The sequence below is a fragment of the Sphingomonas sp. 2R-10 genome (assembly GCF_030062225.1).
GTDB lineage: Bacteria > Pseudomonadota > Alphaproteobacteria > Sphingomonadales > Sphingomonadaceae > Sphingomonas.
Genome location: NZ_JASCXF010000028.1, coordinates 1 through 22,685 on the forward strand (window position 1 = coordinate 1; position 22,685 = coordinate 22,685).

The 22,685-nt window shown below is 70.3% G+C and carries 26 protein-coding genes, 1 tRNA gene and 1 riboswitch; of the genes, 6 read left to right on the plus strand and 21 right to left on the minus strand.

The annotated features are described in order from the left end of the window. Positions 1-55: 55 nt before the first annotated feature. Positions 56-607 (plus strand): ATP-dependent protease subunit HslV, encoded by a 552-nt coding sequence (gene hslV, locus QLH51_RS13520; RefSeq protein WP_125660323.1) that lies wholly within the window; start codon positions 56-58, stop codon positions 605-607. A 10-nt stretch (positions 608-617) separates the two neighbouring features. After that, a complete protein-coding gene (hslU, locus tag QLH51_RS13525; RefSeq protein WP_125660320.1) occupies positions 618-1,916 on the plus strand; it encodes an ATP-dependent protease ATPase subunit HslU in 1,299 nt (432 codons plus the stop codon). Positions 1,917-2,061: 145 nt separating this feature from the next. Here the strand turns inward: hslU and QLH51_RS13530 are convergent, their stop codons facing one another. The 7 genes from QLH51_RS13530 to QLH51_RS13560 all read right to left on the minus strand — a co-directional run bounded on the left by QLH51_RS13530 (position 2,062) and on the right by QLH51_RS13560 (position 6,360). After that, positions 2,062-2,457, minus strand: coding sequence for a hypothetical protein (locus QLH51_RS13530; protein WP_125660317.1), 396 nt, complete (start codon positions 2,455-2,457; stop codon positions 2,062-2,064). A 20-nt stretch (positions 2,458-2,477) separates the two neighbouring features. Beyond that, positions 2,478-3,197 carry a hydroxyacylglutathione hydrolase gene (gene gloB, locus QLH51_RS13535; RefSeq protein WP_164516197.1) on the minus strand — a complete coding sequence of 240 codons (720 nt, stop codon included), beginning with the start codon at positions 3,195-3,197 and terminating at the stop codon, positions 2,478-2,480. Next, a complete protein-coding gene (locus QLH51_RS13540; RefSeq protein ID WP_125660311.1) occupies positions 3,197-3,616 on the minus strand; it encodes a VOC family protein in 420 nt (139 codons plus the stop codon). Before QLH51_RS13540 ends, gloB begins: the two co-directional genes overlap by 1 nt. Before the next feature lie 61 nt (positions 3,617-3,677). Continuing rightward, complete coding sequence (locus QLH51_RS13545) at positions 3,678-4,430, minus strand: tetratricopeptide repeat protein (RefSeq protein ID WP_125660308.1); 753 nt, start codon at positions 4,428-4,430, stop codon at positions 3,678-3,680. Continuing rightward, positions 4,430-5,140 (minus strand): alpha/beta hydrolase, encoded by a 711-nt coding sequence (locus tag QLH51_RS13550; RefSeq protein ID WP_125660305.1) that lies wholly within the window; start codon positions 5,138-5,140, stop codon positions 4,430-4,432. Before QLH51_RS13550 ends, QLH51_RS13545 begins: the two co-directional genes overlap by 1 nt. A 40-nt stretch (positions 5,141-5,180) precedes the next feature. Next, the gene (locus QLH51_RS13555) at positions 5,181-6,149 is read right to left on the minus strand and encodes a glycoside hydrolase family 5 protein (protein ID WP_206429172.1); all 969 of its coding nucleotides are present in this window, start codon (positions 6,147-6,149) and stop codon (positions 5,181-5,183) included. 73 nt (positions 6,150-6,222) lie between these two features. After that, entirely contained in the window at positions 6,223-6,360 is a 138-nt protein-coding gene (locus tag QLH51_RS13560; RefSeq protein WP_164516196.1) for a hypothetical protein, read from the minus strand. 112 nt (positions 6,361-6,472) lie between these two features. Between QLH51_RS13560 and QLH51_RS13565 the strand changes: the two genes are divergently transcribed. Beyond that, positions 6,473-6,547: transfer RNA gene (locus QLH51_RS13565), tRNA-Thr, on the plus strand. Positions 6,548-6,823: 276 nt separating this feature from the next. Further along, positions 6,824-7,972 carry an FMN-dependent L-lactate dehydrogenase LldD gene (gene lldD, locus QLH51_RS13570; RefSeq protein ID WP_125660302.1) on the plus strand — a complete coding sequence of 383 codons (1,149 nt, stop codon included), beginning with the start codon at positions 6,824-6,826 and terminating at the stop codon, positions 7,970-7,972. Between the two features lie 31 nt (positions 7,973-8,003). Here the strand turns inward: lldD and msrB are convergent, their stop codons facing one another. Together msrB and QLH51_RS13580 are read right to left on the minus strand one after the other, a co-directional pair. Then, a complete protein-coding gene (gene msrB / locus QLH51_RS13575; protein WP_125660299.1) occupies positions 8,004-8,447 on the minus strand; it encodes a peptide-methionine (R)-S-oxide reductase MsrB in 444 nt (147 codons plus the stop codon). Positions 8,448-8,502: 55 nt separating this feature from the next. Continuing rightward, on the minus strand, positions 8,503-9,213 hold the full coding sequence (locus tag QLH51_RS13580; protein ID WP_125660296.1) for a dienelactone hydrolase family protein: 711 nt from the start codon (positions 9,211-9,213) through the stop codon (positions 8,503-8,505). Positions 9,214-9,341: 128 nt separating this feature from the next. Here QLH51_RS13580 and QLH51_RS13585 point away from each other — a divergent pair, with 128 nt between their 5' ends. Then, positions 9,342-10,181 carry a glycoside hydrolase family 16 protein gene (locus tag QLH51_RS13585; RefSeq protein WP_283514622.1) on the plus strand — a complete coding sequence of 280 codons (840 nt, stop codon included), beginning with the start codon at positions 9,342-9,344 and terminating at the stop codon, positions 10,179-10,181. Here QLH51_RS13585 and QLH51_RS13590 read toward each other — a convergent pair. From QLH51_RS13590 to QLH51_RS13640, 11 genes are read right to left on the minus strand one after another with little or no spacing between them, the layout of a single operon-like run. Further along, positions 10,166-10,708, minus strand: a complete 543-nt coding sequence (locus QLH51_RS13590) for a histidine phosphatase family protein (RefSeq protein ID WP_125660293.1) — start codon at positions 10,706-10,708, stop codon at positions 10,166-10,168. The genes QLH51_RS13585 and QLH51_RS13590 overlap by 16 nt on opposite strands. Beyond that, a complete protein-coding gene (cobS, locus tag QLH51_RS13595) occupies positions 10,705-11,472 on the minus strand; it encodes an adenosylcobinamide-GDP ribazoletransferase (RefSeq protein ID WP_125660290.1) in 768 nt (255 codons plus the stop codon). Before cobS ends, QLH51_RS13590 begins: the two co-directional genes overlap by 4 nt. After that, complete coding sequence (locus tag QLH51_RS13600) at positions 11,462-12,466, minus strand: nicotinate-nucleotide--dimethylbenzimidazole phosphoribosyltransferase (protein WP_125660287.1); 1,005 nt, start codon at positions 12,464-12,466, stop codon at positions 11,462-11,464. The genes cobS and QLH51_RS13600 overlap by 11 nt, the downstream gene beginning before the upstream one ends. Then, entirely contained in the window at positions 12,463-13,920 is a 1,458-nt protein-coding gene (locus tag QLH51_RS13605) for a cobyric acid synthase (RefSeq protein WP_125660284.1), read from the minus strand. Before QLH51_RS13605 ends, QLH51_RS13600 begins: the two co-directional genes overlap by 4 nt. After that, complete coding sequence (cbiB, locus tag QLH51_RS13610) at positions 13,908-14,777, minus strand: adenosylcobinamide-phosphate synthase CbiB (protein WP_125660338.1); 870 nt, start codon at positions 14,775-14,777, stop codon at positions 13,908-13,910. Before cbiB ends, QLH51_RS13605 begins: the two co-directional genes overlap by 13 nt. Then, a complete protein-coding gene (locus QLH51_RS13615) occupies positions 14,777-15,547 on the minus strand; it encodes an ABC transporter ATP-binding protein (RefSeq protein ID WP_125660282.1) in 771 nt (256 codons plus the stop codon). Before QLH51_RS13615 ends, cbiB begins: the two co-directional genes overlap by 1 nt. Continuing rightward, positions 15,544-16,506, minus strand: a complete 963-nt coding sequence (locus QLH51_RS13620) for a FecCD family ABC transporter permease (protein WP_125660279.1) — start codon at positions 16,504-16,506, stop codon at positions 15,544-15,546. The genes QLH51_RS13615 and QLH51_RS13620 overlap by 4 nt, the downstream gene beginning before the upstream one ends. After that, complete coding sequence (locus QLH51_RS13625; protein WP_125660275.1) at positions 16,503-17,309, minus strand: ABC transporter substrate-binding protein; 807 nt, start codon at positions 17,307-17,309, stop codon at positions 16,503-16,505. Before QLH51_RS13625 ends, QLH51_RS13620 begins: the two co-directional genes overlap by 4 nt. Then, positions 17,306-17,917 (minus strand): cob(I)yrinic acid a,c-diamide adenosyltransferase, encoded by a 612-nt coding sequence (gene cobO, locus QLH51_RS13630; protein ID WP_125660272.1) that lies wholly within the window; start codon positions 17,915-17,917, stop codon positions 17,306-17,308. The genes QLH51_RS13625 and cobO overlap by 4 nt, the downstream gene beginning before the upstream one ends. Then, positions 17,914-18,873 (minus strand): aminotransferase class I/II-fold pyridoxal phosphate-dependent enzyme, encoded by a 960-nt coding sequence (locus tag QLH51_RS13635; protein WP_125660270.1) that lies wholly within the window; start codon positions 18,871-18,873, stop codon positions 17,914-17,916. The genes cobO and QLH51_RS13635 overlap by 4 nt, the downstream gene beginning before the upstream one ends. Continuing rightward, positions 18,873-20,801: a TonB-dependent receptor plug domain-containing protein gene (locus tag QLH51_RS13640; RefSeq protein WP_125660267.1), complete on the minus strand. Its 1,929-nt coding sequence runs from the start codon at positions 20,799-20,801 to the stop codon at positions 18,873-18,875. Before QLH51_RS13640 ends, QLH51_RS13635 begins: the two co-directional genes overlap by 1 nt. A gap of 138 nt (positions 20,802-20,939) precedes the next feature. Further along, positions 20,940-21,141, minus strand: a riboswitch (cobalamin riboswitch). A gap of 25 nt (positions 21,142-21,166) precedes the next feature. Here QLH51_RS13640 and cobU point away from each other — a divergent pair. Then, on the plus strand, positions 21,167-21,682 hold the full coding sequence (gene cobU / locus QLH51_RS13645) for a bifunctional adenosylcobinamide kinase/adenosylcobinamide-phosphate guanylyltransferase (RefSeq protein WP_125660264.1): 516 nt from the start codon (positions 21,167-21,169) through the stop codon (positions 21,680-21,682). Positions 21,683-21,768: 86 nt separating this feature from the next. On the opposite strand, the gene QLH51_RS13650 is transcribed toward cobU, so the two are convergent. Continuing rightward, complete coding sequence (locus tag QLH51_RS13650; protein ID WP_125660261.1) at positions 21,769-22,650, minus strand: NmrA family NAD(P)-binding protein; 882 nt, start codon at positions 22,648-22,650, stop codon at positions 21,769-21,771. Positions 22,651-22,685 lie beyond the last annotated feature (35 nt).

Consider the following 22,685-nt stretch of genomic DNA (forward strand, 5'->3'; position numbering starts at 1 on the left):
TCCCCGTGCCGGGCAGGAACTTGTACCGACAACGCCCCTCCCCATATCGCGCCCCATGAGCAAAGAGACGGTGTGGCACGGCACCACGATTGTATCCGTGCGTCGCGGCGGTCGCGTGGTGATCGCGGGGGATGGGCAGGTTTCGGCCGGACAGACGGTCATGAAACCCAATGCGCGCAAGGTCCGCCCGCTGGGCGACGGCAAGGTGATCGCCGGGTTCGCCGGCGCCACCGCCGACGCCTTCACCCTGTTCGAACGGCTTGAGGCCAAGCTGGAGCGCCATCAGGGCCAGCTGCTGCGCGCCGCGGTCGAACTCGCCAAGGACTGGCGCACCGACAAGTTCCTGCGCAACCTCGAAGCGATGCTGATCGTCGCCGACAGGGACGTGACGCTGGTCGTCACAGGCAATGGCGACGTGCTGGAGCCCGAGGCCGGCATCGCCGCGATCGGTTCGGGCGGCAATTTCGCCCTCGCCGCGGCCCGCGCCCTGTCCGATTACGAAGGCGATGCGGAAAAGATCGCGCGGAAGGCGCTGGCGATCGCCGCCGAACTCTGCGTCTACACCAACGATCGCGTCACCCTCGAAGCGCTCGACAGCGCGAACTGACGGACATCCCATGCAAGACAGCCTGACTCCCAAGGCGATCGTCGCCGCCCTCGACGCGCACATCATCGGCCAGCGGGACGCCAAGCGCGCCGTCGCCGTCGCCTTGCGCAACCGCTGGCGCCGCCAGCAGCTCAGCCCCGACCTGCGCGACGAGGTGAGCTCGAAGAACATCCTGATGATCGGCCCCACCGGCTGCGGCAAGACCGAGATCAGCCGCCGTCTGGCCAGGCTCGCCGACGCGCCGTTCGTGAAGGTGGAGGCGACCAAGTTCACCGAGGTCGGCTATGTCGGCCGCGACGTCGAACAGATCGCCCGCGACCTAGTCGAGGAAGCGATCCGGCTGGAACGCGAACGCCGCCGCGTGGCGGTGAAGGACAAGGCCGAGGAAGCCGCCATGGCCCGCCTGCTCGACGCGCTGACCGGCAAGGGCGCCAGCGAGGCGACGCGCGAGGCGTTCCGCCAGCGCTTCCGCGACGGGCATATGGACGACAAGGAGATCGAGATCGAACTCGATGCCGCGCCGCAGATGCCGTTCGAAATCCCCGGTGCCGCCCCGCAGATGCTCGACCTGTCGGCGATGATGGGCAAGGCGTTTGGGCAAGGCCAGCAGAAGCGCCGCAAGCTGACCGTCCGCGCCGCCTGGGACAAGCTGGTCGAGGAAGAGGCCGACAAGCGCCTTGATCAGGACGAGGTCAGCCGCGTCGCCCTCGCCGATGCCGAGGCGAACGGCATCGTCTTCCTCGACGAGATCGACAAGATCGCGGTCAGCGACGGCCGCGGCGGCGGATCGATCAGCCGCGAAGGCGTGCAGCGCGACCTGCTGCCGCTGATCGAGGGGACGACCGTCGCCACCAAGTACGGCCCGATGAAGACCGACCACGTCCTCTTCATCGCCAGCGGCGCGTTCCACGTGGCGAAGCCCAGCGACCTGCTGCCCGAACTGCAAGGTCGCCTGCCGATCCGCGTCGAGTTGAAGGGGCTGACCGAGGCCGACTTCATCGCGATCCTGTCGGATACCAAGGCGTCGCTGCCGGCGCAGTATCGTGCGCTGCTCGGCACCGAATCGGTGGAGGTGACCTTCACCGACGACGGCATCGCCGCCATCGCCCGCATCGCGGCGGAGGTGAATGCCGAGATCGAGAATATCGGCGCCCGCCGCCTGCAGACGGTGATGGAAAAGCTGCTGGAAGAGGTCAGCTTCGACGCCGAGGACCGCTCGGGGCAAGCAGTGACGATCGACGCCGCCTATGTCGAACAGCAGTTGGCCAGCATCGCGCGGAATACCGATCTGAGCCGCTACGTGTTGTAAACCATAACAACCAGCCGCTCGTGCTGAGTAGGGACTGAGCTTGTCGAAGGCCCGTATCGAAGCACCCGTGGCGATCCTTCGATACACCGCTTCGACAGGCTCAGTCCCTACTCAGCACGAACGGAGGATGTGCGGACAACGACCCTCACCCCACCTTGTCGTACGGCACGAATTCCCCGAACGTGCAGTCGCCTGACGGAATCTGCGATCCGCGATCGATCAGGCGGAATCGGTCGTTGCGGCACACCTGCGCGCCGTACAGGATCGACACCACGATCTGGTCGTCGCGCAGGAACGGGCAGCGGTCACGGACCTGGGTGCGCCACAGCCGCTTGCCGGTCTGGCGATAGACCAGCGAATCCCCCACGATCTGCGGCCCGTCGATGAAGCCGGTCGGGATGCAGTTCTCGGGTTTGCCCGGCGTCCGTCCGGCCAGCGTCTTCGCGAGCAGCCGATCCCCGCGCGCCTGCGTCTCCGCCACCTGCTGCGGGGTCGCGCACGCGCCGAGCACCAGCGCCGCCGTCCATGCCAATCGCTTCATGCCGCCTCTCCTCTTGCCGTTCAGAACGCGTCCTTGGCCGCGCGGTGCCGTGCCAGTGCCTCGACCGACTCCGCGCGCAGGAACGGGTTGGTCGGCAGTTCGGCGCCGATCGTCGTCGGCACGGTCGGCTCGCCCGCCGCGCGCAGCGCCTCGACCGCCGCCATCCGCTCGACGATCGCGACATTGTCCGGTTCGGCGCTCAGCGCATAGCGCCCGTTCGACAGCGTGTATTCGTGGCCGCAATAGACCCGCGTCTCGGGCGGCAGTCCGGCATAGCGACGCATGTTGCCGTACATCTCGGCCGCGGTCCCCTCGAACAGCCGGCCGCATCCCATCGCGAACAGCGTGTCGCCGCTGAACAGCACCGCGTCGTCGGCGAAGTGGAACGCGACATGGCCGGCGGTATGGCCCGGCACCGCCCAGACGGTGGCCTGATGGTCGCCAACCCAAAGCATCGCCCCCTCACCCACACCATTGTCCATATCGGCGATCTTGCCGCGCTCCGCCTCCGGCCCGGTCACCCGCGCGCCGGTCGCCGCCTTGATCGCGGCGTTGCCACCGACATGGTCGGGGTGCCAGTGGGTGTTCCAGATCGCGGTGATCGTCCAGCCGCGCGCGGCGGCGGCGTCCAGCACCGGCTGCGCCGCCCCCGGATCGATCGCCACCGTATCGCCGCTCGTGCCGTCATGCACCAGCCACGCATAATTGTCGGACAGCACCGGTATCTGGACGATCTCCATCACCACGTCCCCGTGTTCGGCATCGATGCCCAAGGTTCGGCGGCGGGCAGCGATCCGTCCTGCAGCAGCTCGATCGAGATGCCGTCGGGCGTCTTGACGAACGCCATGTGCCCGTCGCGCGGCGGGCGGTTGATGGTGACGCCGGCATCCATCAGCGCTTGGCAGGTGGCGTAGATATCGTCGACCCGGAACGCCAGATGGCCGAAATTGCGCCCGCCCGCATACGCCTCGGGATCCCAGTTATGCGTCAGCTCGACCTCGGCGACACCCTCCTGCCCCGGCGCGGCGAGGAAGATCAGGCTGAACCGCCTCTGCGGGTTATCCATCCGCCGCACCTGTTTCAGGCCCAGCAGGTCGAAAAAGGCGATGGTCGCGTCCGGATCGGACACGCGGATCATGGTGTGGAGATAGCGGGTCATCGGCGGCTCCCTGTGGCTTGACCCGGCATATCGGGTCGACCGGGGCAGGCCGCAACCGCCATCAGGCGGGCGGCAGCGTGTCGAGCGCCGCCGCCGCGGCCTTGGCCTGCGCGCTGTCGGGGGACAGGCGCTGCACCGCCTCGAACGCCGTACGCGCCGCCCTGGTATCGCCCGACAGTCCCGCGATGTTGCCCGCCTCCAGCTGCACCGACGGATCGTCGGGCGATCGCCGCACCGCCTCGGCAATGTCTGCCTTGGCGCGCGTCAGGTCGCTGGTCCGCCGGGCCAGCGTCGCCGACAACAGCCACGCCAGCGGATCGGCGGGCGCGTCCCTGAGCGCCCGGTCGAGGTCGCCACGCGCGCCGGCCAGGTCGCCACCCGCCACCCGGACCCGCGCCCGGTCGAGCTGCGCCTCGCCGCGCGCCAGCCCGGTCAGCGTCCCGCTCGCCAGCGCCGCGTCCAGCGCGGTGCCCGCCGCGATCGTATCGCCATCGGCCAGCCGGGCATTGCCCGCCTGCGCCCAGTAATTCGCGGCGCGGGCGTCCTTCGCCACTTCCGCCTCGCGTGCCGCCTGCTCGAACGCCTCGGCCGCCGCGGTCCAGCGCTGGCGGGTAGCATAACTCATGCCGAGGCACTGCCGCGCGAGGAACCCGCCGCCCGCCAGCCGCCATTGTCCCGCGATCTTCTCCGCCTGCTCCGGCGCGGTCGTCGCCGCATCGACGCAGGCGTCGTAGCGCGCTTCAGGCGTGGCGCCGGCGGGCAGCTGCGGCCCGGTGGCGGCCTGAAGCGCGAGGAACAGCAGCGGAGACAGCATCAGTTCAGGACATCCTCGATGGCGCGCAGGATCAGCGCGATGTCACGCTCGCGCGACAGACGATGGTCGCCATCCTTGACCAGCCAAGTCTGCACATCGGCTGAACGAAGCCGCGCGGCGAGGTGGACGGTCCGCTCCCACGGCACGTCGGCGTCGCGCTGTCCCTGCACCAGCCGGACGGCCACGTCGATCGGCAGTTCGGCATGCAGCATCCGGTTCGCCTCGCCCGACGACCAGAAGGCGCGGGTGAACACCGTCGGGGTATCGGCATAGGGTGACGGCCGCTCGATCTTCCCTTCCGTCAGCAGCGCCATCTTCTCGGCCTGTGAGAAGCCCCAGTCGGTGAAGTCGGGCGCGGGGGCGATGCCGACCAGCCCCGCCATACGATCGGGCCGCGCGCGTGCCGCCAGCAATGCGATCCATCCGCCCATCGACGATCCGACCGGCACCACCGGCCCCTCGACAGCATGATCGATCATCGCCAGCGCGTCGTCGACCCAGCCGGCCAGCGTCTGCTCCTCGAACGCGCCGGGGCTCTCGCCGCACCCGGCATAGTCGAAGCGCAGGAACGCCCGCCCCTGCTCCCGCGCCCAGCCCTCGATCGCCAGGGCCTTGGTCCCGCTCATGTCCGACGCATAGCCCGGCAGGAACAGGATGGTCGGGCCGGTACCGGGGGTATGGTGGTAGGCGAGCGGGCGGGAATCGGTCATGGCGACCTCATGCCATGCCCGCAATCGACGCGACAGGGGTTCAGCGCGCCGCCCGCAGATGCGCCCGCACCAGCCGCCCCGATTCGGTCAGCTCGCCCTCCGCCCAGCCCGACACCGCCTGCGTCGCGGGCTTCAGGATCGCCGACGCCTCGTCCTTGTTCGCGACCGACCAGTTCAGATAGCTGATGCCGTTCTTCGCGCACCAGTCCCACCAGGTCCGCGTCTCTTCCGCGTCGATCGGCGCATCGCCATTGGCGGCGGTGGTGCCATATTCGGTGACGAACAGCGCGATCCCGCGCCGCATCGCCGTCTCCGCCTTCGCCCGCAACGCGGCCTTATGCGTCGCGGCATAGAAATGCAGCGTATAGGCGACGTTGGCAAAGGGCAGCGGATCGGCCGCCGCCTCGTCGACGTCCTGCGACCAGCTGCGCGTGCCTGCGACCACGAATGCGTCCGGATCGATCGCGCGGATCGCGCCGATCACCTTGGCATGATAGGGTTTCAGCACGCTCGCCCAGCCATGTTCGGGCAGCGGTTCGTTATAGGTTTCGTAGATCAGGTTCGGCACGCCGCGATACTTGCGGGCGATATGGCCGAAGAACCGCACCGCATCGTCGGCGCGCGGCTGGTGCGCGTGCCAGTCGACCACGACATAGATGCCCTGCGCGATCGCTGCGTCGATCACCGCCTCGGCGTGCTTTGTTTCCGCCTCCGGCCGGGTATCATAGCCGCCTTGCTGCGCCCCGATCGCCGCGCGGACCGCGGTCACCCGCCAGTCGCGAACCAGCCACACGACCGTCGCCGGGTCGTAGTAGCGCGGCTGCCACTGGCTCCAGAACAGCGACATGCCGCGCACGGCATATGGGCGGCCCTGCGCATCGACGACGCGATTGCCCTTCACCGCCAGCCGGCCATGTTCCGCCACCGGCGATCCCGCAGGCGCCGCCGGAGCGGCCCATGCGACCGGTCCCAGCACCAACGCGACCAGCAGCAGCCACCAGCGACGCATTCCACCTCTCCCTTGCCTGTCTGCCGGAAAGGGTGAGCGTCCGTGTCAACGGTGTCAACCGTAGCCGCGGCGGTCAGTCGCGAGGGGGTTCGACGTCTTGCCGGTCCGACAACGATGCCACCACGGCGTCGCCGCGTGCCTGCCCCTTGCGGCGGCGCAGATTCTGCCGCAGCGCCTGTGCCAGCCGTTCCTTACGTTCCGCATCGCTCATCGCCGCTTTCTACGCTTTTAGCACGCAATCTGGCAACGTCCGCTTGACTTCCCCCCGAATGCCTGCACATAGGCCCCTCCCGCCGCCGAGGGGCTTCCCCCCGGCTCGGAGTGCTGCCGTAGCTCAGTGGTAGAGCGCATCCTTGGTAAGGCTGAGGTCGTGAGTTCAATCCTCACCGGCAGCACCATTTTCCCGAACGATACCGGTGCCCACAGGGGCGATCGACCCTGGCTACGGTGTCGCACGCCGTACGATCGCGCGCACCGATTCGGCACGCCATATCGCTGGAAATTGGGACGACATTCCGACATATAGGACGCGTTAGCGACGAGACGGATACCCGCCGATCGTGATCGAACGGAGGGCCAGAGGGCCATATGCCATTGCGGATACCGCATCGCCGCCGATACCGGATCGCTCGCACCCTGTCGCCCTCCGTCCCGCCTGTCCGAGTCTTCCGCCCATGATCATCGCCGCGCCCACCGACTATCGCGAAGCCGCCCGGCGCCGGCTGCCGCCGTTCCTGTTCCATTACATCGACGGCGGCGCCTATGCCGAACATACGCTGCGCCACAACGTGTCCGACCTGTCACAGGTCGAACTGCGCCAGCGTGTATTGCGCGACGTCGCCGACCTCCGCCTCGATACCGAATTGTTCGGCACGACGCTGGCAATGCCGGTGGTGCTCGCCCCGGTCGGGTTGACCGGCATGTATGCCCGGCGCGGCGAGGTGCAGGCGGCACGGGCAGCGGCGGCGAAGGGCGTGCCCTTCACCCTGTCGACCGTGTCGGTCTGCGCGATCCGCGAAGTGCAGGACGCGTCGAGCGCGCCGATCTGGTTCCAGCTCTATGTCCTGAAGGATCGCGGTTTCATGCGCGACGCGCTGGAACGCGCGCAGGCGGCGAGGGTGACGACGCTGGTGTTCACCGTCGACATGCCGGTGCCCGGTGCCCGCTATCGCGACGCGCATTCGGGCATGTCGGGGCCGAACGCCGCGTTCCGGCGGATGGTGCAGGCGGCGACGCATCCGCGCTGGGCATGGGATGTCGGGCTGCACGGGCGGCCGCACGATCTGGGCAATATCTCCACCTATCGCGGCACGCCGACTAAGCTGGAGGACTATATCGGCTGGCTCGGCGCGAACTTCGATCCGTCGATCGCATGGCGCGACCTCGAATGGATCCGCGACCTGTGGCAGGGGTCGATCGTCATCAAGGGCATCCTCGACCCCGACGACGCGCAGGATGCGGTGCGCTTCGGCGCCGACGGGATCGTCGTATCGAACCATGGCGGGCGACAGCTGGACGGGGTGCTGTCGACCGCCCGCGCGCTGCCGCCGATCGCCGACAGGGTGAAGGGTCAGATTAGGATCCTGGCGGACTCGGGCATCCGCTCCGGGCTCGACGTGGTGCGGATGCTGGCGCTGGGGGCGGATGCGACGCTGATCGGGCGCGCGTTCATTTATGCGCTCGCCGCCGGGGGCGAGGCCGGGGTGACGAAGCTGTTGTCGCTGATCGAGGCGGAGATGCGCGTCGCGATGGCGCTGACGGGCGTGCGCAGTATTGCCGAGATCGACCGGTCGGCGCTGGTACGGGCGAACGTGGCGCTGTGACATCCCACCACAAACGTGGTTTTCGCCGCGCCTATCCTTCGACCTGATCGAGATACGCGCCGTAACCTTCCGCCTCCATCGCCTCGCGCGGTACGAAGCGCAGCGCGGCGGAGTTGATGCAGTAGCGCAGGCCGCCGCGGTCGCGCGGACCGTCGGTAAAGACGTGCCCCAGATGGCTGTCGCCGCCCGCCGAACGGACTTCGGTGCGGACCATTCCGTGCGTCGTGTCGCGCAGTTCGGCGACGTTGGCCGACGCGATCGGCCTGGTGAAGCTCGGCCAGCCGCAGTGCGGATCGAACTTGTCGGCTGATGCGAACAGCGGCTCGCCCGACACGATGTCGACATAGATGCCGGCGCGCCTTTCGTTCAGATATTCGCCGGTGCCGGGGCGTTCGGTGCCGCTTTCCTGCGTGACATGGAACTGCTCGGGAGTCAGGCGGGCGATCGCCGCTTCGGTCTTGCGATACTCGGTCATGCTGCTTCCTTCGTTGCCCGGTAGATGGTGTGCGCACGCCCGCCCGGCAACCGGATCAGAACAGTTCGGCGAGGAACGCGGTGGTCGATTCCCACGAGCGACGATCGGCATCGGCGTCGTACGCCATGCCCTTTTCGGGCGCGGCGGCATGGGGGTTCGTGAAGGCGTGCATCGCCCGGCCATGGGCGTGGAGCTGCCAGTCGGCATCGCGCCCGCCCATCTCGTCGGCAAAGGCCAGCACCTTGTCCGGCGCCGCCATCGGATCGCGCCAGCCATGTTCGACCAGCACCTTCGCCGCGATCGCCCCGTCCTGATCCAGGCCGTTGCCGTCGAGCATCCCGTGCAGGCTGACCACGCCCAGCACCCCGTCCGCGCCACCACGCGCGAGGTCGAGGACGCACAGCCCGCCGAAGCAATAGCCGATCGCCGCGATCCGCGACGCATCGACCCGGTCGAGCGTGGCGGCGAAGGCCACGCCTGCCCGCATCCGTCGCAACAACGCGGCGCGATCCGACAGCAGCGGGTTGATGAGGTGGCCGTTGTCGCCCGACGGATCGCCCCGCACGTCCTTGCCGAACAGGTCGATCGCGACACCGACATAGCCGAGTTCGGCCAGCCGCCCGGCGGTCCTGTGCTCGCCTTCGCCGCGCCCGGCCCATTGATGCGCGATCAGCACCGCAGGCGCCCTCGCCGCGTCGGCCGGAAATGCCACTCCGGCCTGCAATACCGTGTCGCCATCGCGATAGTCGAACTGTTCCACGCGCATTCGTCTGCTCCGTCGGGAAATCACGGGGCAGAACGGTCGATTACCCAAGGGGTTGCGCGAAGCCGGGTCCCCTCCGTACGATGCGCGCGAAGCGTCGCGGTACGGGCGCGATCACGGGAGCTTGATCGATGCGCATCCTATTGGCGGCAATGACCCTCGGCCTGGGCGCGGCGGCACCGGCGCAGGACACGCCGACGCTGGGCGCCAGCAACCATGCGGTCGACGTGGCGATCGCCCCGCCCGCCACCGCACCGACCTTTGCCGACGAATTTTCGGGCAAGACGATCGATCCGGCGCACTGGCGCTTCGACACCAGCCGCAACCGCGAGGGGTGGTACAACAACGAACGGCAATATTATTCGCCCGCCAACACCCCGGCCAATGCCCGTGTCGAAAAGGGCGCGCTGGTGATCGAGGCGCGGCGCGAAAAGCCCAAGGGGGCGGATTCGGGCGGGCAGGCCTATACCTCCGCCCGGATCGTTTCGACCCGGGGCATGGGCTACGGCTTCTACGACATCCGCGCGAAGCTGCCGTGCGGGCGCGGTATCTGGCCGGCGCTGTGGATGCTGCCGCCCGACGGCAAATGGCCCGATGCGGGCGAGATCGATATCCTCGAACTGGTCGGCTACGAACCCGATATGGTCCACGCGACGCTGCATACCGGCGCGTTCAACCATGCCAGGGGCACCCAGCGCGGCGGTTCACGCACGCTCGCCCCGTGCGGACAGTGGCACAATTACCAGCTCGACTGGAGCCCGCAGGCGATCACCATCGGCGTCGACGGCCGCGGCTATATGCGCGTCGCCAACGACCAGCCGGGCGGCAAGGCCGCCTGGCCGTTCGACCGGCCGTTCCACCTGATCCTGAACGTCGCGGTCGGCGGCGACTGGGGCGGCAAGATGGGCATCGACGACAGCAAATTCCCGCAAGCGATGCAGGTCGACTACGTCCGCTACTGGCAGCGCTGAAGCGTCACGACCTCGCCGCAGGCGGGAATGAAGTCGACCGCCCGCGTCAGCGGCGCGCGGGCCCGCAGCGCGCGCAGCGTCGCGATCGGCCCGCCATGCGCGACGACCAGTACGCGCGCGACATCGGGCAGCGCGTCCCACGCCGCGCGTACCCGGTCGGCCACGTCGCGACCGGTCTCGCCGCCACCGGGGCGGTAGGTTTCCGGCGCGATCATCATGCCGTCCATCGCCGCGCCGCTGTCACGCCAGATCGCGTCCCACGACCGCCCCTCCCACGCGCCGAAGTCACGTTCCAGCCAGCGGGGGTCGGCGGTGACGCCCACGCCTTGTGCCGCGCCGATCCACCCGGCGAGGCGGCGGGTGCGGATCGCGCCCGAATGGACGATCGCGTCCACCGGCGCCATCCCGCCGACGATCCGGCGCGCCATCGCCCAGCCCGCACGGCTCCACCCCATGTCCGACCGGCCATAGCAGCGCCCCTTCCACGCCGCGGCGACCGGCGGGTGGCGCAGGAGCAGGACGTTCACCGCGCCGCGACCGCCAGCAGCACCGCCAGCTGCCCGATCGCCGCGGCGAACCCCAGACAGTCGCCGGTACTCCCCCCGATCCGCCGCGACACGAAGCGCCGCAGCCACCACAGCATCACCGCCATCGCCATCAGCGCGGCAAGCGTCGCGCCCGGTCGCACCCACGCGAGCGGGGCGATCCCCGGCAGCGCGAGCAGCAGCGCCAGCGCCAGCCGCGCGGGCGGCATCCGCCCGGCGCGCGCCGCCGATCCCTGCCCCACCGGCGCCACGATCGCCGCCAGCGTCACCGCGCACAGCCGCCCGACCGTCGCCGCGCCGACGATCGCCGCCACCGCCAGCATCGGCGGCAACGCCACCATCGTCGCCACGCGCAACAGCACGACCAGCCCCAGCCCCAATGTGCCATAGCTGCCGATCCGGCTGTCCTTCATGATCGCCAGCGCGCGCTCGCCACTGGCAGTACCGCCGAACGCATCGCAGAAATCGGCGACGGCATCCTCGTGGAACGCGCCGGTCAGCAACGCCTCGACCATCAGCGCCAGTACCGCCGCGACCCATACCGGCCAGAAGCCTTGCGCGGCGACGAACACCAGCGCGGTCGCCGCGCCGATCAGCGACCCGACCGGCGGCAGCCACGCCAGCGCGCGCGCCAGCCCGTCCGCCGCCTGCTGCGCGCTCAACCGCGAAAGGACCGGCACCGGCAGGCGGGTCAGGAACTGGACCGCCAGCAACGGCGGCGCCCAGCGCGGTGCCTCAATCGGCACGGTCCGCCCCGATCGCGTCGAGCCGCGCGACGTCGCACAGCAGCGCCGCCGCCGCGTCGAGCAGGGGCAGCGCCACCAGCGCCCCGCTGCCCTCGCCCAGCCGCATCTCCCAGTCGAGCACCGGGGTCAGCCCCAGCGCCGCCAGCGCCGCGCCATGGCCCGGCTCGGCCGATCGATGCGCGGCGATCATCGCCCGCGCGCTGCCGGGTGCCAACGCCTGCGCAACCAGCGCGGCCGCGGTGGCGACATAGCCGTCGAGCAACAACGTCGCGCCGCGCGCCGCACCGGCCGCATGGAATCCCGCCATCGCCGCGATCTCATATCCCGCCACCCCGGCGATCGCGCGGCGCAGGTCGGGCTCGGCCGCCGCCCGCGCACATGCCGCGGCGACGACCGCGCGCTTGATGGCCAGCACGGTATCGTCCGCCCCCGCACCGCGCCCGACCGCCGCGTCCGGGTCGATCCCGGCGAGCAGCACGGTCAGGCAGGCGGCGGGCGTCGTGTTGCCGATCCCCATCTCCCCCGCGATCAGCAGCACCGCGCCGTCATCGATCGCGGCGTCGGCCTCGCTCGCGCCGACGTCCCACGCCGCATCGAACTGCGCGGGCGTCAACGCCGCGCCCTGCCCCAGCGGCGCGCTGCCATCGCCGATCCGCGCGTCGCGAAAGAAACCGCCACCGGCGACGCGCGGCCCCGTCATCCCGACATCGACCAGCCGCAGCGGACAGTCGGCGGCGGCGGCCAGCGCGTTGCTGGTCGCCTGCCCTGACAGGATCGTCGCGACCATCATCTGCGTCACTTCCGACGGCCACGCCGACACCCCCTCCGCGACGCAGCCATGATCGCCGGCGAACAGCACGACGCGCCGGGGCGACGTCCGCGCCCGTACCCGTCCTTGCGTCAGCGCCAGTTCGGTCGCCAGCGTCTCCAGCCGCCCCATCGCCCCGCGCGGCTTGGCCAGCGCGTCGAGGTGCGCACATATGTCGTCGATCAAATCGCTTCTCCCGCAATCTCCAGCAGCGCGTCGATGTCGAGCGCCGCCGCCAATGCCCGCGCCACGCCGTCCAGCGCGGCGTCGATCCGCTCGCGCCGGTCGAGCGGGTCGGCCGTCCCGCCGATCCGCGCCAGCAGGGCGCCGCGCGCATCGGCACCGTCGAACAGGCCGTGGACATAACAGCCGCCGATCTGCCCGTCGCGCGCGGTGGCACCATCGGGCGTCCCGTCGGCGAAATGCAGCAGCGGCGGCGTATCGGGCGCGACCTCGCTCACTCCGGCATGGATTTCGTACCCGGCGAAGGTCGTCCCGCCCGCCAGCGTGCCCAGCACCGGCCGCACGGTCTTGGCACGCGCGATCACCGTCGCGACCGGCAACAGCCCCAGCCCGGCGACGCTGCCGGCCGGCCCCTCGATCCCGTCCGGGTCGGCGATCCGGGTGCCCAGCATCTGGTATCCGCCACATATCCCCAGCACCTGCCCGCCGCGCCGGACATGGCCGGCCAGATCGACGTCCCAGCCCTGTTCGCGGAAGAAGGTGAGGTCGGCGATCGTCGCCTTGGTGCCCGGCAGGATCACCATCGCGGCATCGCCCGGCAACGGCTGGCCCGGCGGCACCATGCGCAGCCGCACCGCCGGATCATGCGCCAGCGCGTCGAAGTCGTCGAAATTGGCGATGCGCGACAACATCGGCACCGCGATCAACGGTCCCGCGCCCCCCGTCACGCCGCGCCCCAGCGCCACCGCATCCTCGGCGGGCAGCAGCGCGGCATCGGCCAGCCACGGCACCAGCCCGATATCGCGCCATCCGGTGCGCGCCACGATCCCGGCGCGACCATCGTCGAACAGCGCGGGGTCGCCGCGGAACTTGTTGACCACGAATCCGCGGATCATCGCCGCGTCGGCCGGATCGATCACCGCCTGCGTGCCGACCAACGCCGCGATCACCCCGCCGCGATCGATATCGCCCGCCAGCACCACCGGCACCCGCGCGGCCCGGGCAAAACCCATATTGGCGATGTCGCCGCTGCGCAGGTTGATCTCGGCGGGCGATCCCGCCCCTTCGACCACCACGATATCAGCACCGTGCGCGACGCGGCGATAGGCGGACAGCACCGCGCCCAGCAATTCGGACCGCCGCCGCCGGTAATCCCCCGCCGCCATCGTACCCGCCACCCGCCCGCCGACGACCAGCTGCGACGTGCGGTCGCTCTGCGGTTTCAGCAGCACCGGGTTCATGTCGGTCGTCGGCGCGACCCGACACGCCATCGCCTGCAACGCCTGCGCCCGGCCGATCTCGCCGCCATCGGCACAGACCGCGGCGTTGTTCGACATGTTCTGCGCCTTGAACGGGCGCACCGTCATCCCCCGATCGCTCAGCAACCGGCACAGCCCGGCGACCAGCACCGACTTGCCGACGTCCGATCCCGTCCCCTGGATCATCACCGCGCCCATGCGAACCCTCCGATCACCAGCCACAGCAACAGGCAGGCGGTGCGATAGATGCGCAGCGCCGCCATCAGGTCGCGCGCATCCGGGCACGGCCCCTCGCCCAGCGCTGCGCGCCCGGCGGCCTCGCCGTCATAGGTCACCGGCCCGCCCAGCCGCCGCCCCAGCGCGCCGGCCATCGCCGCCTCGGGCCAGCCGCCATTGGGCGAGGCGTGGCCGGGTGCATCGCGCCACATCGTGCGCCACCCGCCGCGCCCGGCGATCACCACCAACGCCCCCGCCAATCGCGCCGGTACGAAATTGACGACGTCGTCCGCCCTTGCCGATGCCCATCCGAACGCGCGCAGCTCGGGCGTGCGGTGGCCGACCATCGAATCGGCGGTGTTGATCGCCTTCACCGCGAACAGGCCGGGCAGGCCGAACAGCAGGAACCCGATCGCGGGCGCCACCACCCCATCGCAGAAGCTCTCCGCCAGGCTTTCGATCGCCGCCGTCGCGACACCAGCCTCGTCGAGCGTGTCGGTATCGCGCCCGACGATCATCGCCACCGCACCCCTTGCCGCCGGCAGGTCGCCCGCCGCCAGTGGCCGCGCCACCGCCGCGACATGATCGTGCAGGCTGCGCTGCGCCAGCCCGGTCGTCGCGACCAGCACCGTCACCACGGCCCCCAGCCGCTCGATCGCCAGCCCCAGCGCGATCGACAGCGCGACCAGCAGCACGACCAGCGCCACGCCCTCGATCCGCCGACGCCGGTTCCAGCGCGCCTCGAACCAACCGATCAGCGCGCCCACCCCCATCACCGGATGCCACCACCGTCGCGGATAACCGATCGCCGCCTCGACGATCAGCGCCGCCAGCGCGATCACCGCGCGACCGGCAGGATGTAGCGATGCCCTAGCGGCGTGCGCCCGATCTCGACGTCGATGCCATACGCCTCGGCGATCGCCGGCGCGGTCAGCACGTCGTCGGCCGCACCCGATGCGACGACCCGCCCGTCCTTCAGAAGCACCGCATCGTCGGCGACCCGCGCCGCCAGGTGCAGGTCGTGCAGCACCAGCACCACCCCGCGCCCGCTCGCCGCCACCCCGCGCAGCCGTGCCAGCACGTCCAGCTGGTGCGCGGGATCGAGGCTGGCGAGCGGTTCGTCGGCCAGCAGCCAGTCGGGCTCGCCCGCCAGCACGCGGGCCAGCAGCGCCCGGCCGCGCTCGCCGCCCGACAGCCGCTCGACCCCGCGCGTGGCGAACCCGGTCATGTCGGTCGCCGCCAGCGCCGCCGCCACCGCATCGCGGTCCGCCTGCGTCTCGCCCCAACGCCCCCGATGCGCAAACCGGCCGAGCCCGACCAAGGTCTGGACGTCGATGTCCCAGTGCACGTCGGCGGCCTGCGGCAGAAGGCCGATCGCCCGCGCCCGCACCCACCGGTCGAGCGCCTGCACATCGGTGCCGCCCAGCCGCGCCGCGCCGCTATCGGGCCGGCGCAGCGCGGCGAGGCAGGCGAGCAGGCTCGACTTGCCCGCACCATTCGCGCCCAGCAGCGCGGTCACCCGTCCGGGCCGGAACGCGAACGATACGTCGTCCAGCACGCGCCGCCCGCCCAGCGTCAGGCGCACCGCATCGGCTACCAGATCGGTCATGCCAGCCTCCGCCGCATCGCGATCAGCAGGTAGAGGAAGAACGGCCCGCCCAGCATCGACATGGCGATGCCGAGGCGCAGTTCGCTGACGGTCGGGGCCAGCCGCACGAGGCTGTCGGCCAGCGTCAGCAGCACCGCGCCGCCCAGCGCCGAAGGGAGCAGGATCGCCGACGGCCGGTTGCCGGCCAGCGACCGCACCAGATGCGGCACCATCAGCCCGACGAAACCGATGATGCCGGCCGAGGCAACAGATGCCCCGACGCTGAGCGCAATGCCGCCAATAACCAGCCGCTGCAACCGCACCGGATCGACCCCCATCGACCGCGCCGCCGCCTCACCCAGCGTCAGTGCGTCGAGCGACCGCGCGGTCATCGCCAGCAGCACCATGCCAGCGCCGATCAGGGGCGCGGCTACCGTCACATCGTCCCAGCTGCGGTCGGTCAGCGCGCCCATCAGCCACACCACGATCTGTGACGACACGAACGGCGTCGGCGCAAGGCTGATGGCCAGTGCGGTCAGTGATCCGGCGATGCTGGTCAGGATCATGCCGCCCAGCGTGAACAGGATCAGGCTGCCCGACCGCCCGGCGATCAACGCCAGCAGCGTCATCGCGATCCCCGCACCGGTCAGGGCGAAACCGGGCAGCAGCCACATCTGCGCGGCATAGCCGAAATACAGCGCCAGCACCGCACCGAACGCCGCGCCCGACGACACGCCGAACAGCCCTGGATCGGCCAGCGGGTTGCGCAGATAGCCCTGCATCACCGCCCCCGACAGCCCCAGAGCGCTACCCACCAGCATCGCCAGCAGCGTGCGAGGCAGGCGCAACTCGACGATGATGATCGATCGCGGATCGGCAGCGGTCCACGCATCCAGTGGTACCCACACCTTGCCCGACGCGACCGACAGGCCGGCCGCGAGCAGCAGCGCGACGATCAGGCCGATGGTCAGCCGGTTCATGTACCCAGTCCTTTGCGTACCTGTCGCAGCCGCGCCATCGCCGCGACGATCGTCGGTCCGCCGCAGTTCATCAACCGCGTCGGGTACGGCGCGACCGTGATATGCCGCGCCAGCCGCCGCACCGCCGGATGGCCGGTCATCCGGTCGTCCTGCACCCCGTCCGGAGCGGTCGACAGCAGCACGCGCGGCGGATCGGCGACGAGATATTCGAGCGGCAGGACGTCCCACTGCTTCAGGCCGTACGCCGCGCTCATGTTGCGAAAGCCGGCGCGTTTCAGCAGGTCGTCGGTCAGCGTACCGGTGCCGGGTACCAGCCCACCCCCCTGCCACACCACCGCCCCGACCGGACGCACCCGTGCCGGCACCGCCGCCGCCGCGATCCGGTTCGCCAGCACCCTGCCGCGATCGGCGTGACCGGTGGCGGCGGCGATCGCGCGGACCTGCGCGATGCTTTCCGGTACCGACTCCGCTACCGGATATTGCACCAGCGCGATCCTGAGCCGCTTCAGCGCGGCGATCGTTGCCGGTTCGACATGCGGGCCGGCCAGCACGAGATCGGGACGCAGCGCCACCACTTCCTCGGCGGTGCCCGACGTCGCCTTGAACCGCCGCGACCAGTCGAGCGGCACCGAGGTCGCGCGCACGTCCTGCGAATAATGGCTGATGCCGACGATCTGCGCCGGGTCGGCGACATGGCGCAGCACGCCGTCGACGCACGGATTGATCGACACGATCCGCGGCGCACGCGGCGCAGCCGACACCAGCCATGGCGCCGCGACCAGCAGGGCGAGGGCGCGGATCAATATTCGACACCCTTCTGCGCCTTGAACCCCGCATGATAGGGATGTTTCACCTCGCCGAACTCGGTCACCAGGTCGGCGATCGCCAGCAGTTCGGGCTTCGCATTGCGCCCGGTGATGCAGATATGCTTGGTCAGCGGCCGGTCGTTAAGGAACGCGACGATCTCGGCAACCGGCAGCGTGTCGTCGCGCAGCACGATGTTCAGTTCGTCGAGGATCACGAAGTCGATCGCGGGGTCGAGGATCATCTCCTTCGACCGCTCCCACGCCGCCCGCGCCGCCGCGATGTCCTGCGCGCGGTCCTGCGTTTCCCACGTGAAGCCTTCGCCCATCACCTCGAAGGTCGCGAGGTCGGGATGCGCGTCGAAGAAGTTGCGCTCGCCCGTCTCCCACCTGCCCTTCACATACTGGAGGATCGCGACGCGCATCCCCCAGCCGATGCTGCGGATCGCCATCCCGAACGCGCTCGACGACTTGCCCTTGCCGTTGCCGGTATGGACGATCAGCAGCCCGCGTTCGAGCGTGCGGCGCGCCTGCATCTTTTCGCGCGCCACCGCCATGCGCTGCATCCGGGCATTGTGGCGGGCATGGTCGTCGGGCGTCTCGGTCATCGATCATACTCCGTCAGGGCAGTCTTGAGGCGGACCAGCGCCGCGCCGTCGCGCGGCAGGCCGATCCGCAAGGCGTCGGGCCGGTCGGCGAACGGCCGGGTCAGGATGGCATGGCGGCACAGATGACGGAACAGGCGATGCGCGTCCGCCGTGCGGACCAGCCGGAACAGCGGCGCATGGCCGATCACGTGCCGGTCGGCCAGTGCGAGATCGAGCAGCGTCCCGACCGTCTCGATCCGTTCGGCCTGTTCGTCCGCCCAGCGTCGATCGGCACAGGCGGCGGTGCCGATCGCCACTGCAACGCTCGACACCGGCCAGTCGCCGAGCAGGTGGCGCAACGCACCGACGACCCGCGCACCGGCGATCACGAACCCCAGCCGCAGCCCCGGCAGGCCATGGAACTTGCCGAACGAACGCAGTACGATCAGCCGGTCCGACGCCTCGCCGCACAGGCCGGGCGCCGGATCGGCATAGGCTTCGTCGACGACCACCGTCATCCGCCGCGCCAGTGCGCGCAGCCGGTCGGCCGGCGTCACGTGCCCGTCGGGATTGGCCGGGCTGGCCAGCACCAGCAGGTCGGCATCGCCCGGATCGGCCGTCGCCGCGATGCCGCGCGCTTCCCCCCACGCCGCGGCATGGCCGGCATAGCCCGGCCGCACCACCGCCGGACGTTCGGCGGCAAGGATCACCGCCAGCAGCCTGAGCGCAAGGTCGGTGCCCGGCACGGCCACGACCCGCGCCGGTTCGGCCACCCCGAACGCCCGCGCCGCCGCCGTTTCGAGGTCGGCCAGTTCGCCCGGCTCGGGCAGGCGATCGAGGCCGAGGTCGATCGCGCCATGGGGATAGGCCCATGGCGCGATCCCGGTCGACAGGTCGATCCAGTCGTCCCCGCCGAACGCGCGCGCGGCGGCGGCGACCCGCCCCCCATGCGCGAAGAATTCGGCGAGGTCGTCCATCAGTAGCGCACGCGCACGCCGCCATAGGCGGCGCGACCGGGCGTCCCGTACTGGAAGATCGTCTGGTAGCGTTCGTCGAACAGGTTCTCGACCCGGCCATAGACCTCGACCCGCCCGGTCACCGGGAACGATGCGCGCAGGTCGGTCAGGACATAGCCGTCCAGCCGGCGGGCGTTCGACGCATTGTCGAAGCTGTCGCCGACCATCGTGACGGTCGCGCCGGTCGCCAGACCAAAGGGGAAGCGGTAGTCGGCATTGACCGTCAGACTGTCCGACGGCCGCCGCGGCAGGCGGCGCCCGAAATTGGCCGTGCCCGCCGACCGGTTCTCCGCCTCCAGCCACGTATAGGCCGCCGCGACGGTGAACGCCTCCACCGGACGCAGCCTGAGCGCGAATTCCAGCCCCCTGGCCTCGGCACGCTGGATATTGTCATAGGTGCCGTTCGGCCGCCCGGCGCAGATGCCGGTGCCGTTGCGCGGACAGGACACGAACACGATCAGGTCCCTAGACGTGCGGTCGAACCACGTCGCGCTCGCCTCCACCGCGCCGTCCAGCCCGCGCTGGGTGATGCCGGCGTCCCAGCCGCGCGACCGTTCGGGGGTCAGCAGCGCATTGCCGTATTCGCTCTGCAACTGGTACAGCGTCGGCGCCTTGAACCCTTCGGAATAGCTCGCGCGCAGCACGGTGTTGCCGCGATTGGGCGACCACACGCCGCTGCCCGAAAACACCGTCGCCCCGCCGAAGACATTGTGGTCGTCGTGCCGCACGCCGCCGGTCAGGGTCAGGTTCTCGACCGGCGTCACCGCCAGCTGGCCGTACACGCCCAGCAGCCGCGCGCGGCCCGTGGCCGCCGGCCCGCCATAGCTGGCGGTGGTGAAGCGCGACACCTCGCGCTCGACGCCGAACGTCGCGAACACCGCGTCGGTCAGGTCGAACGATCCCTGATAGTCGATGCGGTCGTTGCGCCCCTTGCCCCGGAAGGTTTCGGTCGGCGTGCCGTCGGGATCGGTGTTGGTCCGGTTGCTCTGGGTATGGGCATAGCCGATGCGGTTGCGGAACCGCCCGTCGAACAGCGCGGCGTTCAGGCCGGTATAGCCGGTCCACTGTTCGGAATCGCCATACTCCCGCGTATCGCCGAAGGTGAAGCTGGGCGCCGGGAACCCGTCGATCTCCGTCCGCCCGTTCGCATAGAAGCCGCGCACGTCGACCGACACGCCCTCGGCCAGCGCCACCGCGACGCTGCCGTTCGCACCGTAATTGCGATACCCGTCGGCCTCACGCCCCGGCGCATAGGCCGAGATGCCGTCGGTGGTGAAATATCCGCCGCCGATGCTCGCCGATACCGGCCCGGCCTTGCCCGACACGTTGGCGAAGGCCTGGCCCGTGCCGAACGATCCACCCTCGGCCCGCGCGTTGATCGCCAAATCCTCGGTCGGCTGGCGGGTGATGAGGTTGACGACGCCGCCGATCGCCTGGCTGCCCCACAGCACCGACTGCGCACCGCGCAGCACCTCGATACGGGCGATGTTGCCGATCAGCAGGTTGCCGAAATTGAACCCGCCGCCCGGCGACGACGGGTCGTTCAGCTTGACGCCGTCGATCAGCGCCACGGTCTGGTCGCTGTCGGCGCCGCGGATGTTGACGCCGGTCGACGTGCCGGGGCCGCCATTGCGGGTGACGGTCACGCCCGGCGTCTGGCGCAGCAGGTCGGACACGACCACCGCCTGACGCTGTTCGATGGTCGCGGTGTCGAGCACGGTCACCGCCTGACCGACGGTATCGGCCGGGCGCGCCTCGCGATTGGCGGTGACGACGATCTCGTCGTCATGGTCCGCCACGCGTTCGAGGCCGGCGGCCGATTGCGCGCTCTGCGCAAAGCTCGGGGTCGCCGCCAACAGGCACGGCAGCAACAGGAAACGGGTCTTCATTCGGGTATCCCCCTTGGCATCCAACAAGGGGGTACGCACGATGACGGCGGCGGACGGTTCTGTCCCCCACGCGCACGACCCCCAAACGACGTCGTCACGCGAGGAAACCCTCGATCGCCCGGCACACCCCGTCCGCGCGAAGGACAACCGCGACGGGCAGGTCTCCTGGCTCGCGGGTCGTCGCCCTGCCCGGCCTTCCCGGATTTGCATCCAGTGGCACACATGGGAGCAGGACTCGCCGGTCACAGTTGCGGGGGCAGCCCCGGATGGCGCGTTCCTAAACGCGCTTCCGGGTTCCCTTTTCATCCCATTTCTGGGAACCTGTCGCAATCGCGCCCTTAGAGCGTGCCAAGGCGAAGGGCAAGATGGCGACGAGTTTGTTCGTAGGGGGCGCGCGATCGGGCAAGAGCCGGCTGGCGCAGGCCGCGATGGAGGCGCTGCCCGGACCATGGACCTATCTTGCGACCGCGCAAGGCTGGGACGCGGAGATGGCCGATCGCATCGCGCGCCACCGCGCGGATCGCGGTGCGGGGTGGCGGACGGTCGAATGTCCGGTCGATCTGGCGCAGGCGATCGGCGCGGCGGAGGGGCCAGTGCTGGTCGACTGCCTGACGCTGTGGCTGACCAACGTGATGCTGGGCGGGCATGACGTGGCACGGCACAGCGCCGCCCTGGTCGCCGCGATCGGCGCGGCGCGGCATCCGCTGATGCTGGTCAGCAACGAAGTCGGCCTCGGCATCGTGCCCGAGCATGCGCTGGGCCGCGAATTTCGCGACGCGGCGGGGCGGCTCAATCAGGCGGTGGCGGCGGCGGTCGATCGCTGCTGGTTCGTGGTGGCGGGGATGGTGTTGCCGCTGGAGCGGTTCGATCCGGCTGCGTGACCGTACCCCCACGCAGGCGGGGGTCCAGAGCCGCGAACGTCGCGCCTGGCAACCCTGGATCCCCGCCTGCGCGGGGATACGGTCTGTCAGCCGGCCAAGACTTCCCGCAAATCGGTCCACGCCACGTCATAGCGCGCGTTATCCGCCGGTGCGCTCGGCGCGCGGCCGTCGAACATGTTGTGGAGATACTGCATCCCCTGCCACGCCGGGAACACCTGATCCTTCGCCGGGAACAGCCGCCGCGTCACCCCGATCATCCGCGCCAGCGTGGCCAGCGACCCGGCACGGATCAGGCCATGGGGCTTGCCCGTCACCTCGCCCATCAGCGCCGCCAGATCGCGCGCGCTCACCTGCGCCCCCGCGATGTGCAGGTTGCGCGGCGCGGCGGGATCGAGCGCGGCGGCGGCGGTATAGGATGCGACATCGTCCTTGGTCGTCAGCGCGAACTGCGTGTCGGCGCTGCCCCAGTACAGCACGCGCCGCACCCGCCGCTGGATCAGCGGCATCTCGCCGTTCAGCATGTCGGCGAAGGCACCGTTGAAGATCGACGTCGCCATGATCGGCGCGGTATCGATCCGGGTGCGGAACGCGCGGCGCAGGTCGAAATTGCGGTTGGTGCCGGTCGGCAGCGCGCGATAGTCGATCGAGAAGTCCGATGGAATGAACCGCGCCGCCCCGCCGCCCAGCGCCGCGTCGAGCAGCCGGGTCTGCGCATCGAGGATCGTCTCGCCAAGGCCATTCAGCGCCGACACCACGCACACCACGCCGCGACAGGCATGGGCCAGCGCCTGCGCATCGCCGAGATCGACCGCCCACGGATCGGCGCCGATCGCCTCCAGCGCCGCGATGCGTTCGCGGCTGGTGCCCGGGCGCACCAGTGCGCGGACCTTTGCGCCGCGCGCCACCGCGGCCCTGGTGATGCGGGTGCCGAGGTCGCCGGTGGCGCCCGCGACGATGATCGTGTCCATGTCCGTTCCCCGTTGCCCTTCCCCGACGAACCGCC